Source organism: Streptomyces sp. NPDC052114 (assembly GCF_040680155.1).
GTDB lineage: Bacteria > Actinomycetota > Actinomycetes > Streptomycetales > Streptomycetaceae > Streptomyces.
The window spans coordinates 1-15,820 of record NZ_JBFAWC010000011.1; the positions used below are offsets into that span (position 1 = coordinate 1).

General features: G+C 68.9%; 14 protein-coding genes and 1 riboswitch. Of the genes, 10 read left to right on the forward strand and 4 right to left on the reverse strand.

What is annotated here, in order from left to right; all coding sequences use genetic code 11:
* Positions 1-157 precede the first annotated feature (157 nt).
* A complete protein-coding gene (locus AB0L89_RS24075; RefSeq protein ID WP_365144315.1) occupies positions 158-1,678 on the reverse strand; it encodes a hypothetical protein in 1,521 nt (506 codons plus the stop codon).
* 152 nt (positions 1,679-1,830) lie between these two features.
* Entirely contained in the window at positions 1,831-2,031 is a 201-nt protein-coding gene (locus tag AB0L89_RS24080) for a hypothetical protein (RefSeq protein WP_365144318.1), read from the reverse strand.
* 159 nt (positions 2,032-2,190) lie between these two features.
* Between AB0L89_RS24080 and AB0L89_RS24085 the strand changes: the two genes are divergently transcribed.
* Positions 2,191-3,168 carry a carbohydrate kinase family protein gene (locus AB0L89_RS24085; protein WP_365144321.1) on the forward strand — a complete coding sequence of 326 codons (978 nt, stop codon included), beginning with the start codon at positions 2,191-2,193 and terminating at the stop codon, positions 3,166-3,168.
* 1 nt (position 3,169) lies between these two features.
* On the opposite strand, the gene AB0L89_RS24090 is transcribed toward AB0L89_RS24085, so the two are convergent.
* Positions 3,170-4,546 (reverse strand): aminotransferase class V-fold PLP-dependent enzyme, encoded by a 1,377-nt coding sequence (locus AB0L89_RS24090; protein WP_365144324.1) that lies wholly within the window; start codon positions 4,544-4,546, stop codon positions 3,170-3,172.
* Between the two features lie 358 nt (positions 4,547-4,904).
* Here AB0L89_RS24090 and coxB point away from each other — a divergent pair, with 358 nt between their 5' ends.
* The 4 genes from coxB to AB0L89_RS24110 all read left to right on the forward strand — a co-directional run bounded on the left by coxB (position 4,905) and on the right by AB0L89_RS24110 (position 9,447).
* Positions 4,905-5,867, forward strand: a complete 963-nt coding sequence (coxB, locus tag AB0L89_RS24095; protein ID WP_055700480.1) for a cytochrome c oxidase subunit II — start codon at positions 4,905-4,907, stop codon at positions 5,865-5,867.
* Positions 5,864-7,600 (forward strand): cytochrome c oxidase subunit I, encoded by a 1,737-nt coding sequence (gene ctaD, locus AB0L89_RS24100; RefSeq protein WP_362331499.1) that lies wholly within the window; start codon positions 5,864-5,866, stop codon positions 7,598-7,600. The genes coxB and ctaD overlap by 4 nt, the downstream gene beginning before the upstream one ends.
* Positions 7,597-7,995 (forward strand): cytochrome c oxidase subunit 4, encoded by a 399-nt coding sequence (locus AB0L89_RS24105; RefSeq protein WP_055700482.1) that lies wholly within the window; start codon positions 7,597-7,599, stop codon positions 7,993-7,995. The genes ctaD and AB0L89_RS24105 overlap by 4 nt, the downstream gene beginning before the upstream one ends.
* Before the next feature lie 192 nt (positions 7,996-8,187).
* A complete protein-coding gene (locus AB0L89_RS24110) occupies positions 8,188-9,447 on the forward strand; it encodes an Ig-like domain-containing protein (RefSeq protein ID WP_365144330.1) in 1,260 nt (419 codons plus the stop codon).
* A 94-nt stretch (positions 9,448-9,541) separates the two neighbouring features.
* Here the strand turns inward: AB0L89_RS24110 and AB0L89_RS24115 are convergent, their stop codons facing one another.
* On the reverse strand, positions 9,542-9,943 hold the full coding sequence (locus AB0L89_RS24115) for a hypothetical protein (RefSeq protein ID WP_365144333.1): 402 nt from the start codon (positions 9,941-9,943) through the stop codon (positions 9,542-9,544).
* A gap of 195 nt (positions 9,944-10,138) precedes the next feature.
* Between AB0L89_RS24115 and AB0L89_RS24120 the strand changes: the two genes are divergently transcribed.
* The 5 genes from AB0L89_RS24120 (at position 10,139) to trpD (ending at position 15,582) form a co-directional block, all read left to right on the forward strand.
* Entirely contained in the window at positions 10,139-10,759 is a 621-nt protein-coding gene (locus AB0L89_RS24120) for a heme-copper oxidase subunit III (RefSeq protein WP_055566234.1), read from the forward strand.
* Positions 10,760-10,836: 77 nt separating this feature from the next.
* Positions 10,837-11,646, forward strand: coding sequence for a cytochrome c (locus tag AB0L89_RS24125; RefSeq protein WP_365144337.1), 810 nt, complete (start codon positions 10,837-10,839; stop codon positions 11,644-11,646).
* The gene (locus AB0L89_RS24130; RefSeq protein ID WP_365144340.1) at positions 11,643-12,701 is read left to right on the forward strand and encodes a Rieske 2Fe-2S domain-containing protein; all 1,059 of its coding nucleotides are present in this window, start codon (positions 11,643-11,645) and stop codon (positions 12,699-12,701) included. The genes AB0L89_RS24125 and AB0L89_RS24130 overlap by 4 nt, the downstream gene beginning before the upstream one ends.
* Positions 12,698-14,323 carry a cytochrome bc complex cytochrome b subunit gene (locus AB0L89_RS24135; RefSeq protein ID WP_365144342.1) on the forward strand — a complete coding sequence of 542 codons (1,626 nt, stop codon included), beginning with the start codon at positions 12,698-12,700 and terminating at the stop codon, positions 14,321-14,323. The genes AB0L89_RS24130 and AB0L89_RS24135 overlap by 4 nt, the downstream gene beginning before the upstream one ends.
* Positions 14,324-14,517: 194 nt before the next feature.
* Entirely contained in the window at positions 14,518-15,582 is a 1,065-nt protein-coding gene (trpD, locus tag AB0L89_RS24140; protein WP_365144345.1) for an anthranilate phosphoribosyltransferase, read from the forward strand.
* Between the two features lie 86 nt (positions 15,583-15,668).
* Positions 15,669-15,786, forward strand: a riboswitch (SAM riboswitch).
* Positions 15,787-15,820 lie beyond the last annotated feature (34 nt).

Below are 15,820 nucleotides of genomic sequence, written 5' to 3' on the forward strand. Positions count from 1 at the left end.
CAGCCGAGCTCCGGGTCGTCCTCCAGGGCCGAAAGATCGCGGGCCAGCACGCCCGGCGCCAGCCGGTCGTCGCCCCGAGGTTCTCGGGGGGCCGCCGCCTTCGCGCGTGCTGCCGCCGGCCGCTCGCGCGGTGTCCCGCTCCGGCTCGTGCGGTGCCCTACTTCCGCGGCACGGTCGCGCCGCCCGCCGCGTTCACGACCTCGCGGTCGCCCAGCGGCTTGTCCAGCGTCACCGTCTCCTTGAGCTCCTTGGCGATCATGATGCAGACCTCGCCCTTCTGCCGGGTCTCGGTGATCTTCACCGTCACGCGGCCGCCGGACTCGCTCGCGGAGGCGGAGTACTCGCTGCACGCGCCGCCCCAGAAGTTCAGGGTCAGCGACTTCCCGTCGGCGCTGTAGGACTCGACGTCGGCCCGGCTCACGTCGTCCTTGCCCTTGCCGCCCTGGTCGCCGGGGTGCTCGGTCGGCGTGGGCGTACCCGGATCGCTGGGCGACGTCAGGTACTTGGGGGCCACCGCCGGGTGCGTCACCGTGAAGGTGTCCTGCGCGCCCTTCGGCTTCACGTCGAACAGCCACGACGGTACGAGGGTCTGCTTACCGGCCACGAAGTGCGTCGCGAGCCCGAAGGTGGCGCCGCTGACGGCGACCGGCTCCGTCTTCGGCGGCGCGGACGACGGCTCGCAGGGGGCCTGCTTCCCGCCGCTGCCGCCCTCCGCCTTCGTGTCGTCGTCGGCGTGCGGCACCGGGGTCGCGCAGCCGCCGATGCCGACGCGGCCGTCACCGGCGCCGGAGTTCAGCCGGTCCAGCGTCTCCTGGGCCCCGATCACCGGGTACGTCGCGCCCTTCTCCGGCGCCTTCAACTGGCCGCTGCCGCCGACCACCTGGCCGTCGGAGCCGACCTGGATGCCGGTCGACCAGCCGTACGTCGGCAGCCCGCCGATCTTCGGGTCGGCGTTCACCACCCGTACCGCGCCCATGAGTTGACGTGCGTCGAGCTTCGCGTCGTCCTGGCCGAGGGCCTTGAGGACCGGCGCCGCCGCCTTCTTGGCGGCCTGCTCGCCGACCGCGTCGCCCGTCTCGCCGTTCGGTGCGGTGGAGGTGCCGGAACAGGGCTTGCCCTTGGGGCAGTTGTCGGTGCCGCCCATGCCGCTCCTGGCGTACGTCCAGGTGCCGGGCGCCTGCTTGTTCACCTGAAGGGTGGGGCCCGAGCCGTCCTTGTCCGGCGCCACCTTCCAGGTGCCGTCCTGCGACGTGGGCGTGCCGCTGACGCCGAGCGCCTCGGCCAGCGCGGCCACCTCGGCCCGGGTGACCTCGCCGCGCGCGTGGTAGACCGCCGCCGACTCCGGGCCGTCGGGCAGCTTGCCGGTCGCCTTGTACCGGGCGCCGCTCGGGTCGGGCTCGCCCGGCGCGATGCCGCCGGTGCCGCCGCTCCCGCCCGTGCCGCCGTCGCCCTGCCGCTCGCCGCTCTTGTAGCCGTCCAGGGCGAGCGGGGGCGGGGCGCCGCCGTCTCCCGCGGGGGCTCCGTCGCCGCCGTCGCCACCACCGCCGGACGCGGTCGCCGCCATATACGCGCCACCGCCGCCGATCAGCAGCACGGTGGCCGCGACCGAGGCGACGGCCAGGCGGGAACGCCGCCGCCGCGGCTCGGGCGCCTCATGATCGGATCGCTCGGTGTTCACCGCATCGCTCCTTCGACTGGACTGCTGTCCCGGGAAACCCACGGGTGGGCTCCGTTCGTATCTCAGTTCCCCTTTACGGGGGACGGCGATGGGACGCAGCGGGGGAGCGCACGGTTCCCTCACAGGGGGCAGAAGCCCGGAATTCGTCTCCCTCAGTCTCCGTACTCGGACATTTTGTCGATCAGTCGCGCGGAGGAGGGCGGGACCGTGACTCCGTGGATCAGGGAGGGCGGCACGGGGGCGGTGGCGGCCGCGGCGGGCACCGCCCAGTGCGGGGCCATGCGCGCGCAGTCGCCGCGCAGCGTCTCCATGCTCTCCGGGGTGTCCGCGGGAAGTACGACGGAACGCTGCATGGCGACATCCTTCGGGATAACGGTCATAACGGCACCGTACGCATCTGAAGCCTCAACGAAAAAGACCTACTATCGGGTAGTTTTGCCACTTCAGCGCGGGTGCCCCGACCCGATAGCGTGAACCGTCAACTCCTCGTCTTTCCTCAGGAGCATCCAGCCGTGCGTATCGCAGTCACCGGCTCCATCGCCACCGACCATCTGATGACCTTCCCCGGCCGCTTCGCCGACCAGCTGGTCGCCGATCAGCTGCACACGGTCTCCCTCTCCTTCCTGGTCGACGCCCTCGACGTCCGCAGGGGCGGCGTCGCCCCCAACATCTGCTTCGGCATGGGCCAGCTCGGCGGCGCCCCGATCCTCGTCGGCGCCGCGGGGCAGGACTTCGACGAGTACCGCGCCTGGCTCGACCGGCACGGCGTGGACACCGCGTCGGTCCGTATCTCCGAGACCCTGCACACGGCCCGCTTCGTGTGCACCACGGACGCCGACCACAACCAGATCGGCTCCTTCTACACGGGCGCGATGAGCGAGGCCCGGCTGATCGAGCTCAAGACGGTCGCCGACCGCGTGGGCGGGCTCGACCTCGTTCTGATCGGCGCCGACGACCCCGAGGCGATGCTCCGTCACACCGAGGAGTGCCGCACCCGCGAGATCCCCTTCGCCGCCGACTTCTCGCAGCAGATCGCGCGCATGGACGGCGACGAGATCCGCACCCTCCTCGACGGCGCCACGTACCTCTTCTCGAACGAGTACGAGAAGGGCCTCATCGAGTCCAAGACCGGCTGGAGCGACGCCGAGATCCTCGCGAAGGTCGGCCACCGCGTGACCACCCTCGGCTCGCGCGGCGTCCGCATCGAGGCCGTGGGCCAGGACCCGGTCGAGGTCGGCGTCCCCGAGGAAGAGGCGAAGGTCGAGCCGACCGGCGTCGGCGACGCGTTCCGCGCCGGCTTCCTCTCCGGCCTGTCCTGGGGCGTCTCCCTGGAGCGCGCGGCCCAGGTCGGCTGCATGCTCGCCACCCTGGTCATCGAGACCGTCGGCACCCAGGAGTACGAGCTGCAGCGCAGCAACTTCATGGACCGCTTCACCAAGGCGTACGGCGACGACGCCGCCACCGAGATCAAGGCGCACCTCGGCCAGTGACTCATGAGCTCCGGCGGACCACGTAGGCGACACCGTGGTCCGCCGGCCGCTCACCCACGTACTCGTGGTGCTGCGTCCAGCACCAGGCCGGGATGTCCACCGCCGCGACCTCGTCGTCGGCGAGCACGGTGACGGTGCCGCCCACCCGTACCCGCCCGATCGCCCCGGCCAGCTCGATCACCGGCTGCGGGCAGCTCGTCCCGAGCGCGTCCACGGTGACGGCCTCGGCGTCCCCGCTCCCGCCCGCGACCGGGGCGCCCAGCGTCTCCCGCACGCCCCGCACGACCCCCGGCAGCACGTCGAGGAACCGCTCGACCTCGGCCCCCTCGGCGCCGAGCGGCAGCGAGACCCGTACGTTCCCCTCGCTCACCACGCCCATGGCGCGCAGCACATGGCTCGGCGTCAGCGTCGAGCTGGTGCAGGACGAGCCGGACGAGACGGAGAACCCGGCCCGGTCCAGCTCGTGCAGCACGCTCTCCCCGTCGACATAGAGACAGGAGAAGGTGACCAGGTGCGGCAGCCGGCGCACCGGATCGCCCACCACCTCCACGTCCGGCACCAGCTCCGGCACCCGCGCCCGGATCCGCTCCGTCAGCTCCCGCAGCCGCGCGCCCTCCGCGGCGGCCTCGGCCCGCACCGCCCGCAGCGCGGCGGCCGCCGCGACGACCGCCGGAATGTTCTCGAACCCGGCCGCCCGCCCGGACTCCCGCTCGTCGACCGGACCGTGCGCGGCGAACCGCACCCCTTTGCGTACGACGAGAAGTCCGACACCTGCCGGTCCACCCCATTTATGGGCGCTGCCCGTCAACAGGGACCAGTCGCCGTCCACCGGCCCCCAGGCCAGCGACTGCGCGGCGTCCACCAGGAGCGGCACCCCCGCGGCGCGGCAGGCCGCGGCCACCGCGGCGACCGGCTGCTCGGTGCCCACCTCGTGGTTGGCGGACTGGAGACAGGCGAGCGCGGTGTCCTCGCGCAGCGCCTCGGCGTACGCCTCCGGGGTCACCGCCCCGCCCCGGTCCACTGCCACGGAGGTCACCGCCCCGCCGTCGGCCTCGTGGGCCTCGGCCGAATGGAGCACCGACGAGTGTTCGACGGCGGACACGATCAGGTGGCGTCCGACGCGCCGCCGCCCGGCCAGCGCCCCGGCGATCCCGGAGTGCACGGCCCGGGTCCCCGAAGAGGTGAAGACCAGCTCGTCCGGGCGGCAGCCCACCGCCTCCGCGGCCGCCTCGCGCGCGGCGTCGAGCAGCATCCGGGCCCGCCGCCCCTCGCGGTACAGCCGCGCCGGATCGGCCCACCCCTCGTCGAGCGAGGCATGCAGGGCCTGCCGGGCGACGGGATGAAGGGGAGCGGAGGAGGCGGCATCGAAGTAGGACACGCCCCAAAAGTAGAACGTCCACGAGGCGAGCCGCTCCTTCGGGTGACGTCATGGGGCGCCACGGAGGGGCACGGGGAACGGCACGCCCGGCCCCCGGGGGACCCGCCGTCGCGGACCCACGGATTCCGCCGCGTTCCCGGGCGTTCCGACCCCCCGTCAGAAAGCCGCGGAGGGCGGGGCGCCCACCCTTCGGAGTGACCCGCGGCGCGTTAGGCACCCTCCCCGCGCGACCCCAAATAGCGTCCAGTAGGGTTTGGTCCGCATAAACATCCAAACCCCTGCCCGCCGCAGGGCGGCGACCGACCAGCGAGTAAGGCCGCAGCCGACCGCGCGGGCGAGACTCTCGGGAAGGCGCTACGTGAGTCCCAACGGCTCCGACCGCTCGTCGCGGCGCCCGATGCGGCGGAAGCTGCCGCAGGTGCTGACTGCGGGCCTGATCCTGGCGACCGCCACCGGTTGCACATACAAGGATTTCCCCCGCCTCGGAATGCCCACCCCGGTAACGGAAGAGGCTCCGCGGATTCTCTCCCTCTGGCAGGGCTCGTGGGCGGCAGCGCTCGCCACGGGCGTGCTGGTCTGGGGCCTGATCCTGTGGAGCGTCATCTTCCACCGGCGCAGCCGCACCAAGGTGGAAGTACCGGCGCAGACGCGTTACAACATGCCCATCGAGGCGCTGTACACGGTGGTTCCGCTCATCATCGTCTCGGTGCTCTTCTACTTCACGGCACGTGACGAGTCCAAGCTCCTCAAGCTGGAAGACAAGCCGGCCCACACCATCAATGTGGTCGGCTACCAGTGGAGCTGGGGCTTCAACTACGTCGAGAACGTTCCGGGCGCAGGCAAGGACAACGCCAAGACGTCCAAGGACCTGGAGGCCATCCCGGAGAGGTTCCGCAAGGACTTCCCCGCGAACGCCAACGGTGTCTACGAGGTCGGCACGCCCGGCGAGCGGAACCCCCAGAACGGCAACCCCGGACCGACCCTCTGGCTCCCCAAGGGCGAGAAGGTCCGCTTCGTGCTGACTTCGCGTGACGTCATCCACTCCTTCTGGGTGGTGCCGTTCCTCATGAAGCAGGACGTCATCCCGGGCCACACCAACGCCTTCGAGGTGACTCCCAACAAGGAGGGCACCTTCATGGGCAAGTGCGCCGAGCTCTGCGGTGTCGACCACTCCCGGATGCTCTTCAACGTCAAGGTCGTCTCTCCCGAGCGCTACAAGCAGCACCTCGAGGACCTGGCGAAGAAGAACCAGACCGGATACATCCCGGCCGGCATCGAGCAGACGCCCCATGAGAAGAACCGGGAGACGAACAACCTGTGAGCATCCTCAACGAACCCCAGGGTGCCGCGGCAGCAGAGGACTCGTACGAGAACGAGCTGCCGGTCAGGCGCAAGCAGCCGGGAAACGTCGTCATCAAGTGGTTGACCACCACTGACCACAAGACGATCGGCACGCTTTATCTGGTCACGTCGTTCGCGTTCTTCTGCATCGGCGGCGTCATGGCGCTCTTCATGCGCGCCGAACTCGCCCGTCCCGGCACGCAGATCATGTCGAACGAGCAGTTCAACCAGGCGTTCACGATGCACGGCACGATCATGCTGCTGATGTTCGCGACGCCGCTGTTCGCCGGCTTCGCGAACTGGATCATGCCGCTCCAGATCGGCGCGCCCGACGTCGCCTTCCCGCGACTGAACATGTTCGCCTACTGGCTCTACCTGTTCGGCTCGCTCATCGCGGTCGGCGGGTTCCTGACGCCGAACGGCGCGGCCGACTTCGGCTGGTTCGCCTACAGCCCGCTCTCGGACGCCGTCCGTTCGCCGGGCATCGGCGCCGACATGTGGATCATGGGTCTGGCCTTCTCCGGCTTCGGCACGATCCTCGGCTCGGTCAACTTCATCACCACGATCATCTGCATGCGCGCACCGGGCATGACCATGTTCCGCATGCCGATCTTCGTGTGGAACGTGCTGCTGACGGCCGTCCTGGTCCTGCTGGCCTTCCCGGTCCTCGCGGCCGCGCTGTTCGCCCTGGAGGCGGACCGCAAGTTCGGTGCCCACATCTTCGACGCGGCCAACGGCGGCGCCTTGCTGTGGCAACACCTCTTCTGGTTCTTCGGCCATCCAGAGGTGTACATCATCGCCTTGCCGTTCTTCGGCATCATCTCCGAGGTCATCCCGGTCTTCTCCCGCAAGCCGATGTTCGGCTACATGGGTCTGATCGGCGCGACCATCGCGATCGCGGGTCTGTCCGTGACGGTGTGGGCGCACCACATGTACGTCACCGGCGGCGTGCTGCTCCCGTTCTTCTCCTTCATGACGTTCCTCATCGCCGTGCCAACAGGCGTGAAGTTCTTCAACTGGATCGGAACGATGTGGAAGGGGTCCTTGTCCTTCGAGACCCCGATGCTCTGGGCGGTCGGCTTCCTGATCACCTTCACCTTCGGTGGTCTGACGGGTGTCATCCTGGCCTCGCCGCCGATGGACTTCCACGTCTCGGACTCGTACTTCGTGGTGGCGCACTTCCACTACGTGGTCTTCGGCACCGTGGTGTTCGCGATGTTCTCCGGCTTCCACTTCTGGTGGCCGAAGTTCACCGGCAAGATGCTCGACGAGCGTCTGGGCAAGATCACCTTCTGGACGCTGTTCGTCGGCTTCCACGGCACCTTCCTCGTCCAGCACTGGCTGGGTGCCGAGGGCATGCCGCGTCGTTACGCGGACTACCTCGCCGCCGACGGCTTCACCGCCCTGAACACGATCTCCACGATCTGCTCGTTCGTGCTCGGCCTGTCGATCCTGCCGTTCTTCTACAACATCTGGAAGACGGCCAAGTACGGCAAGAAGATCGAGGTCGACGACCCGTGGGGCTACGGCCGCTCGCTGGAGTGGGCGACGTCCTGCCCGCCGCCGCGGCACAACTTCCTCACCCTGCCGCGCATCCGCTCGGAATCGCCGGCGTTCGACCTGCACCACCCTGAGATCGCGGCCCTGGACCACCTCGAGGCCCACGGCCACGAGGACAAGGCGCTCGCGGGCGGCAAGGAGGCCGGCAAGTGAAGATCCAGGGCAAGATGTTCATCTGGCTGAGCGTCTTCGTCCTCGCCATGGCGATCGTCTATGGCGTGTGGTCGAAGGAGCCGGCCGGTACCACGGCGCTCTTCCTGGCCTTCGGCCTGTGCGTGATGATCGGCTACTACCTGGCCTTCACGGCCCGGCGGGTCGACGCGGCCGCGCAGGACAACAAGGAGGCCGACGTCGCGGACGAGGCCGGCGAGGTGGGCTTCTTCAGCCCGCACAGCTGGCAGCCGCTCTCGCTGGCCGTCGGTGGCGCGCTCGCCTTCCTGGGCGTCGTCTTCGGCTGGTGGCTGCTGTACTTCTCGGCCCCGATCATCCTGATCGGCCTGTGGGGCTGGGTGTTCGAGTACTACCGCGGCGAGAACCAGACCCAGTGAGTCTGTAGCTCCGCCCGCACCCGAAGGGCCCGGACACTCCGTCAGGAGCGTCCGGGCCCTTCGGCGTGTCGCGGGGCGCGTGCCCCGAACGGGGGAGGGGCGCATCCCGAAGTGCGACGGGTGCGCATTCCGGACGAACCCGGACGGGTCACCCGCCGCGCCGGACCTGATGAACCTTCATACCGTGTGTTCATGAGCCACTCACCGCGAATTCGCACGGTACTGAGCTGCACGATGCTGGTGGCCGCCCTCGGTGCGGGGGCCACGGCGTGCGGCAGCTCCGACGGCCACCCGCTCTCGGCGAAGCCGTACGACGCGGCCGGCCAGATCGCCTTCAACGGCCCCGTGGGCAGTCAGAAGGCGGACCCCGACAAGCCCTTGGAGGTCACCGCCCAGGGCAAGGAGGGGCGCATCACCGATGTGACGGCCACCGACGCGATGGGGCGCTATGTGGCGGGCGAACTCTCCGCCGACGGGGAGCGGTGGCACAGCACCGCCCCGCTGGCGGCAGGGGCCCAGTACACGGTCCGGGTGAGCACCGAGGACGAGGAGGGCTCGCCGGGCCGCAAGGTGATGACCTTCGACACGTCGGAGGCCGCCAAGAAGAAGCAGCTGAAGGTCACCTTCGGCCCCGAGGCGGGCAAGTACGGCGTCGGGCAGCCCGTCACGGCCTCCCTCAACAGGCCCGTGAAGGGCAAGGAGGCCAGGGCGATCGTCGAGCGCGCCCTGAAGGTCCGCTCGGTGCCCGCCGCCGACGGCGCCTGGTACTGGGTGGACAGCGAGACGCTGCACTTCCGCCCCAAGGAGTACTGGCCCGCGGGCGCGACCGTGCACGTCTCCAGCAATCTGGAGGGCATCAAGGTCAACGACAAGCTGTGGGGCGGCGACGCCAAGCCGCTCAAGCTCACCATCGGCGACCGGATCGAGGCTGTGACGGACGCCTCGTCCCACTGGATGACGGTGTACCGCAACGGCGAGGAGATCAACTCCATCCCGGTGACCACCGGCAAGCCCGGCTACTCCACCCGCAACGGCGTCAAGGTGGTGCTCGGCAAGGAGTACTTCGTACGCATGCGCGGCACCAGCATCGGCATCCCGACGGGCAGCGCCGACTCGTACAACCTGCCGGTGTACTACGCGACGCGGCTCACCGACACGGGTGAATATGTGCACGCCGCCCCCTGGTCGGTGGGATCGCAGGGCTACGACAACGTCAGCCACGGCTGTGTCGGCATGAGCACCGGTAACGCCGCCTGGTTCTTCGAGACCGTGCGCCAGGGCGACATCACCCGGACGGTCAACAGCTACGGCGAGGACATGCCGGCCTTCGGCAACGGCCTCGGCGACTGGAACATGAGCTGGAAGAAGTGGCGGGAGGGCAGCGCGCTGCTCTCCGGCACCAAGGAGGGCCCCGCGCCGGTCGACGCGGCCCGACTGCGGCCGCAGGTCTAGCGGCTCGGCAGAGCGGCTCTCAGCGCCATGCAAGAGGGGCCCGCGCGATCACGCGGGCCCCTCTTGTGGTGCTGTGGCGCCTCGGCGCGCGGCGTCAGGCCTCCACGGCGAGACGCGTGCGCAGCAGACCGGCCAGTGCGTCCGCGAACTCCACCGGCTCGACCGGAAGGGTCACCGCCGCTTCCGCGCGGCTCCAGGTGGCCAGCCAGGCGTCCTGCGGGCGCCCCATGAGCAGCAGCACGGGCGGCGCCTGGAAGACCTCGTCCTTGATCTGGCGGCACACGCCCATGCCGCCCGCGGGCACCGCCTCGCCGTCCAGGACGCAGATGTCGATGCCGCCCTGGTCCAGCTCCTTCAGGACCGCGGGGAGCGTGGCGCACTCCACGAACTCGACCGGGGGGACGTCGCTCGCCGGCCGGCGGCCGGTCGCCAGCCGGACTTGCTCGCGGGTGCTCGCGTTGTCGCTGTAGACCAGCACCGTGGCGGTCGGCTGCATTGTTCCTCCAGAACGTCGGGCTGAGCGAAGCTGTGCCGTCATGGGATCGGGAACCGATGCGCGGATGCTACTCCTCCCGACACCCCGTCAACACCGGTTCGGACAGGCCTCCGATGGGCCATCCGGGCAGGACACACCCCACAGACACTCCGAACGGCACCCCCCGGGGTGAGGGCGGGATAAGCGACCGACATAATGTCGGTCGTGGCGACAGCAACGACAGTAGATACCGGGCACGCGCACCCGCCGGTCAATCGACCGAACCTCACCAGCGTCGGAACCATCATCTGGTTGAGTTCCGAGCTGATGTTCTTCGCGGCCCTCTTCGCGATGTACTTCACCCTGCGATCGGTGACGGGTCCCGATCACTGGAAGGAAATGGCTTCGGCCCTGAACTTCCCGTTCTCGGCGACGAACACCACGATCCTGGTGCTCTCCTCACTCACCTGCCAGCTCGGCGTCTTCGCCGCCGAGCGCGGTGACGTGAAGAAGCTCAGGATGTGGTTCATCGTCACGTTCATCATGGGTGCGATCTTCATCGGCGGTCAGGTGTACGAGTACACCGAGCTGGTCAAGCACGAGGGCCTCTCGCTCTCGTCCGACCCGTACGGCTCGGTCTTCTACCTGACCACCGGCTTCCACGGACTGCACGTGACGGGCGGCCTGATCGCCTTCCTGCTGGTCCTCGGCCGCACCTACGCGGCCCGGAGGTTCACCCACGAGCAGGCGACCGCAGCCATCGTCGTGTCCTACTACTGGCACTTCGTCGATGTGGTCTGGATCGGCCTCTTCGCCACGATCTACATGATCAAGTAACTCGGCGGGTCGCTCCGGCGACGTACCGACTCATTCCAGAAGCATCGACGCAGAAGATCCTGACACCGGGGTAATCCGTGAAAAAGCTCTCCGCACGACGACGCCATCCGCTGGCGGCGGTCGTCGTCCTACTCCTCGCGCTGGCGGCCACCGGGGGGCTGTACGCCGCGTTCGCGCCGGCGGACAAGGCGCAGGCCGATGACACCGCCCAGTCCCTCGCCATCGACGAGGGCAAGAAGCTCTACGCCGTGGGCTGCTCCAGCTGCCACGGAACCGGCGGTCAGGGCTCCTCCGACGGTCCGAGCCTGGTGGGCGTGGGCGCCGCCGCTGTCGACTTCCAGGTCGGCACCGGTCGTATGCCGCTCCAGCAGCAGGGCGCCCAGGCGCCCAAGAAGAAGGTCATCTACAACCAGGCCCAGATCGACCAGCTCGCGGCGTACATCTCGTCGCTGGGCGCCGGTCCCACGGTCCCGACCGAGAAGCAGTACAGCCCGGACGGGGCGGACATCGCCAAGGGCGGTGAGCTGTTCCGTACCAACTGCGCGCAGTGTCACAACTTCACCGGTGAAGGTGGAGCGCTGACGCACGGCAAGTTCGCGCCCACGCTTGAGGGCGTCTCCCCGAAGCACATCTACGAGGCCATGCAGACCGGCCCGCAGAACATGCCGTCCTTCCCCGACACGACGATGCCGGAGAAGGAAAAGAAGGACATCATCGCGTACCTCGACGCGGTCAACGGTGAGAAGACCGAGAGCCCTGGCGGTCTCAAGCTGGGTGGTCTGGGGCCGGTCAGTGAAGGCCTCTTCGCCTGGATCTTCGGTCTCGGTTCGCTGATCGCGGTCGCCGTGTGGGTCGCCGCTCGGACCGCAAAGGCCAAGAAGTCATGAGTAGCCAAGAGATTCCAGAAGAGAAGAACCTGCCCAGCGAGCAGGACGCCGAGCACGGCTCGGTGGCGGTCGCGGACGAGAACCCGTTCGCCGACCCGGGCCTTCCGCCCCACGAGCACCGCATCCAGGACATCGACGAGCAGGCGGCCAAGCGCTCCGAGCGCGCGATCGCCTTCCTGTTCACGCTCTCGATGCTGGCCACGGTCGGATTCATCGCCTCGTTCGTCGCCATCCCGGCGGACAAGAGCGTGTTCATCTGGCCCATCGGTCACATCAGCGGCCTGAACTTCGCCCTGGGCATGACCCTCGGCCTGGCGCTCTTCTGCATCGGCGCGGGCGCGGTCCACTGGGCCCGCACCCTGATGTCCGACGTGGAGGTCGCCGACGATCGGCACGCCATCGAGGCCGAGCCCGAGGTCAAGGCCAAGGTCATGGCCGACTTCAAGGCCGGTGCCGAGGAGTCGCAGTTCGGTCGGCGCAAGCTGATCCGCAACACGATGTTCGGCGCGCTCGCCCTGGTCCCGCTCTCCGGCGTCGTCCTGCTGCGTGACCTCGGTCCGCTGCCCGAGGACAAGCTCCGGCACACCAAGTGGGCCAAGGGCAAGATGCTCGTGAACATGAACACGCACGAGCCGCTGCGTCCCTCGGACGTGCAGGTCGGTTCGCTGACGTTCGCGATGCCCGAGGGCATGTCCGAGCACGACCACGACTTCCAGACCCAGATCGCCAAGGCCGCCCTGATGATCGTCCGGATCCAGCCGGAGAACATCAAGGACAAGCGCGAGCTGGAGTGGTCGCACGAGGGCGTCGTGGCGTACTCCAAGATCTGCACCCACGTGGGCTGCCCGATCTCCCTGTACGAGCAGCAGACGCACCACGTCCTCTGCCCGTGCCACCAGTCCACCTTCGACCTCTCCGACGGTGCCCGAGTGATCTTCGGCCCGGCCGGTCACGCCCTGCCGCAGCTGCGCATCGGTGTGAACGAGGAGGGCTACCTCGAGGCGCTCGGCGACTTCGAAGAGCCCGTCGGTCCTGCCTTCTGGGAGCGCGGATGAGCACCAACGACAACTCACGGAAGAAGGCGCCCGCCGGCGAGCGGGTGGCCGACTGGGCCGATGGCCGGCTGGGGATCTACTCCCTCGCCAAGGCCAACATGCGCAAGATCTTTCCGGACCACTGGTCCTTCATGCTCGGCGAGATCTGCATGTACAGCTTCATCATCATCATCCTCACGGGTGTGTACCTGACGCTGTTCTTCCACCCGTCGATGAACGAGGTGGAGTACCACGGCAGCTACGTCCCGCTGCAGGGACAGCTGATGTCCGAGGCGTTCAACTCGACCATGCACATCTCCTTCGATGTGCGCGGTGGTCTGCTGATCCGGCAGATCCACCACTGGGCGGCGCTGATCTTCCTCGCCGGCATGTTCGTGCACATGATGCGTGTGTTCTTCACGGGCGCGTTCCGCAAGCCGCGTGAGGTCAACTGGCTGTTCGGCTTCCTGCTGTTCGTCCTCGGCATGTTCACCGGCTTCACCGGTTACTCGCTCCCGGACGACCTGCTCTCCGGCACCGGTGTCCGCTTCATGCAGGGCGCGATCCTGTCCGTCCCGGTCATCGGCACCTACCTGTCGATGTTCCTGTTCGGCGGGGAGTTCCCGGGCGGCGACTTCGTGGCGCGGTTCTACTCGGTGCACATCCTGCTGCTGCCGGGCATCATGCTCGGCCTGATGGTGGCGCACCTGATCCTGGTCTTCTACCACAAGCACACGCAGTTCGCGGGCCCCGGGAAGACCAACAAGAACGTCGTCGGCATGCCGCTGCTCCCGGTCTACATGGCCAAGGCCGGAGGCTTCTTCTTCCTGGTCTTCGGTGTCATCGCGGCCATCGCGGCGATCGCCTCGATCAACCCGATCTGGGCCATCGGCCCGTACCGTCCGGACCAGGTGTCCACCGGCGCCCAGCCCGACTGGTACATGGGCTTCGCCGAGGGTCTGATCCGCGTCATGCCGGGCTGGGAGATCAACCTGTGGGGCCACACGCTCGTCCTGGGCGTGTTCATCCCGCTGATCATCTTCCCGCTGGTCCTGGCGGCCATCGCGGTCTACCCGTTCATCGAGTCCTGGGTCACCGGCGACAAGCGCGAGCACCACATCCTGGACCGCCCGCGCAACGCCCCGACCCGTACGGCCTTCGGTGTCGCCTGGGTGACGGCGTACATGATCATGCTCGTCGGTGGTGGCAACGACCTCTGGGCCACGCACTTCCACCTGTCGATCAACTCGATCACCTGGTTCGTCCGGATCTTCTTCTTCGTCGGACCGGTCATCGCGTTCATCGTCACCAAGCGGATCTGCCTGGGTCTGCAGCGGCGCGACAAGGACAAGGTGCTGCACGGACGCGAGTCCGGCATCATCAAGCGCCTGCCGCACGGCGAGTTCATCGAGGTCCACGAGCCGCTCAGCCAGGAGCAGCTGCACACCCTCACCGCGCACGAGCAGTACAAGCCGCTCGAGATCGGCCCGACGGTCGACGAGAACGGCGTCGAGCGCAAGGTGTCCGGTTCGCAGAAGCTCCGGGCCAAGCTCTCCAAGGGCTACTACGGGGAGGACAACCAGATCCCCAAGCCCACCGTCGAGGAGTACAAGGAGATCACGAGCGGCCACGGTCACCACTGATCACCTGATGCTCCTCTGAGAGCAACGACCACGAGGTCGCCACGGCAGGAGCCCCGTCCAGTGCATGGACGGGGCTCTTTGCCGTCCCCCGGGCTGGATAGGGTGGTCCCGGCCCCCTTTGTCGGGGTGTCTGCTTTCCCCGCCGATTCACATCGGTTCCCATCGACTTCATCGACGAAGACCCAGGAGCGGCCATGAGCGCTGTGACCCCCGCAGGAGGCGACACCGCGGCGGGCCGGTCCTGGCCCGACGTACTGAACGGCCTGCTCGAAGGACGCGACCAGAGCGCCGACGACACGGCCTGGGCCATGGACCGCATCATGCGCGGCGAGGCCACCGACGCGCAGATCGCGGGCTTCGTGGTCGCGCTGCGGGCCAAGGGCGAGACCGTCGAGGAGATCTCCGGTCTGGTGCGTGCGATGTACGAGCACGCCAACGTGATCGAGGTGCCGGGGCAGACGGTCGACATCGTCGGCACCGGCGGCGACGGCGCCAAGACCGTCAACATCTCCACCATGTCCGCGATCGTCGTCGCGGGGGCGGGCGCGAAGGTCGTCAAGCACGGCAACCGCGCCGCGTCGTCGGCCAGCGGTGCCTCCGACGTCCTGGAGAAGCTCGGCGTCAACCTCCAGCTCACCCCGGCGCGGGTCGTCGAGGTGGCCGAGGAGGCGGGCATCACCTTCTGCTTCGCCGTGAAGTTCCACCCGGCGCTGCGGCACGCGGGTGCCGCGCGCGGCCAGCTGGGCATCCGGACCGTCTTCAACCTCCTGGGTCCGCTGACCAACCCGGCGCGGGTGCGCTCGCAGGCGGTCGGTGTGGCCGACCCGCGGATGGCGCCCGTCGTCGCCGGGGTCTTCGCCGAGCGCGGGCACTCCTCCCTCGTCTTCCGCGGTGACGACGGGCTCGACGAGCTGACGACGACGTCGACCTCCCGGGTCTGGGTGGTGCGCGACGGCGCCGTGCGCGAGGAGGCCTTCGACCCCCGGGACGTGGGGATCGACCTGGTGCCCGTCGAGGCGCTGCGGGGCGCCGACGCCTCGTACAACGCCGAGGTGGCGCTGCGGCTGCTCGACGGCGAGACCGGTCCCGTGCGGGACGCGGTGCTGCTCAACTCGGCGGCGGCGCTGGCGGCCCTCGCGCAGGAGGAGGGCAGCCTCGTGGAGCAGATCCGGGCCGGCATGGCGCGGGCGGCGCAGTCCATCGACTCGGGGGCCGCGAAGAAGGCCCTGGAGCGGTGGGTGGCGGCCAGCAACCGCTGAAACCCCCGACAGGTGTGACGCAGGGCGCAGTCCGGATTCTGGACTGCGCCTTGCGCGTCGAAGATCGTGTGGCAGGATGCTGCACAGGTCATGAGTGACAGCGACTACGGCCCCGGCCCGCTGTCCGGCAACCCTCCGTCCGTGGCGGGGTGCCCCGGGTGAAGACCAGGCCGTACGCAGCAAGGCGTATGGCAAGCGCGGACCCCTCGCAACCCTGGGGTCCTGGTCCTCAAGGGAG

What these genes read in the sequence shown, in the direction of transcription:
- AB0L89_RS24080 (WP_365144318.1), bottom strand. Translation starts at nt 2,031, where the DNA reads ATGCAGCGTTCCGTCGTACTTCCCGCGGACACCCCGGAGAGCATGGAG.
- AB0L89_RS24110 (WP_365144330.1), top strand. Translation starts at nt 8,188, where the DNA reads ATGAGCCACTCACCGCGAATTCGCACGGTACTGAGCTGCACGATGCTG.
- AB0L89_RS24115 (WP_365144333.1), bottom strand. Translation starts at nt 9,943, where the DNA reads ATGCAGCCGACCGCCACGGTGCTGGTCTACAGCGACAACGCGAGCACC.
- AB0L89_RS24120 (WP_055566234.1), top strand. Translation starts at nt 10,139, where the DNA reads ATGTCGGTCGTGGCGACAGCAACGACAGTAGATACCGGGCACGCGCAC.
- AB0L89_RS24130 (WP_365144340.1), top strand. Translation starts at nt 11,643, where the DNA reads ATGAGTAGCCAAGAGATTCCAGAAGAGAAGAACCTGCCCAGCGAGCAG.
- AB0L89_RS24135 (WP_365144342.1), top strand. Translation starts at nt 12,698, where the DNA reads ATGAGCACCAACGACAACTCACGGAAGAAGGCGCCCGCCGGCGAGCGG.
- trpD (WP_365144345.1), top strand. Translation starts at nt 14,518, where the DNA reads ATGAGCGCTGTGACCCCCGCAGGAGGCGACACCGCGGCGGGCCGGTCC.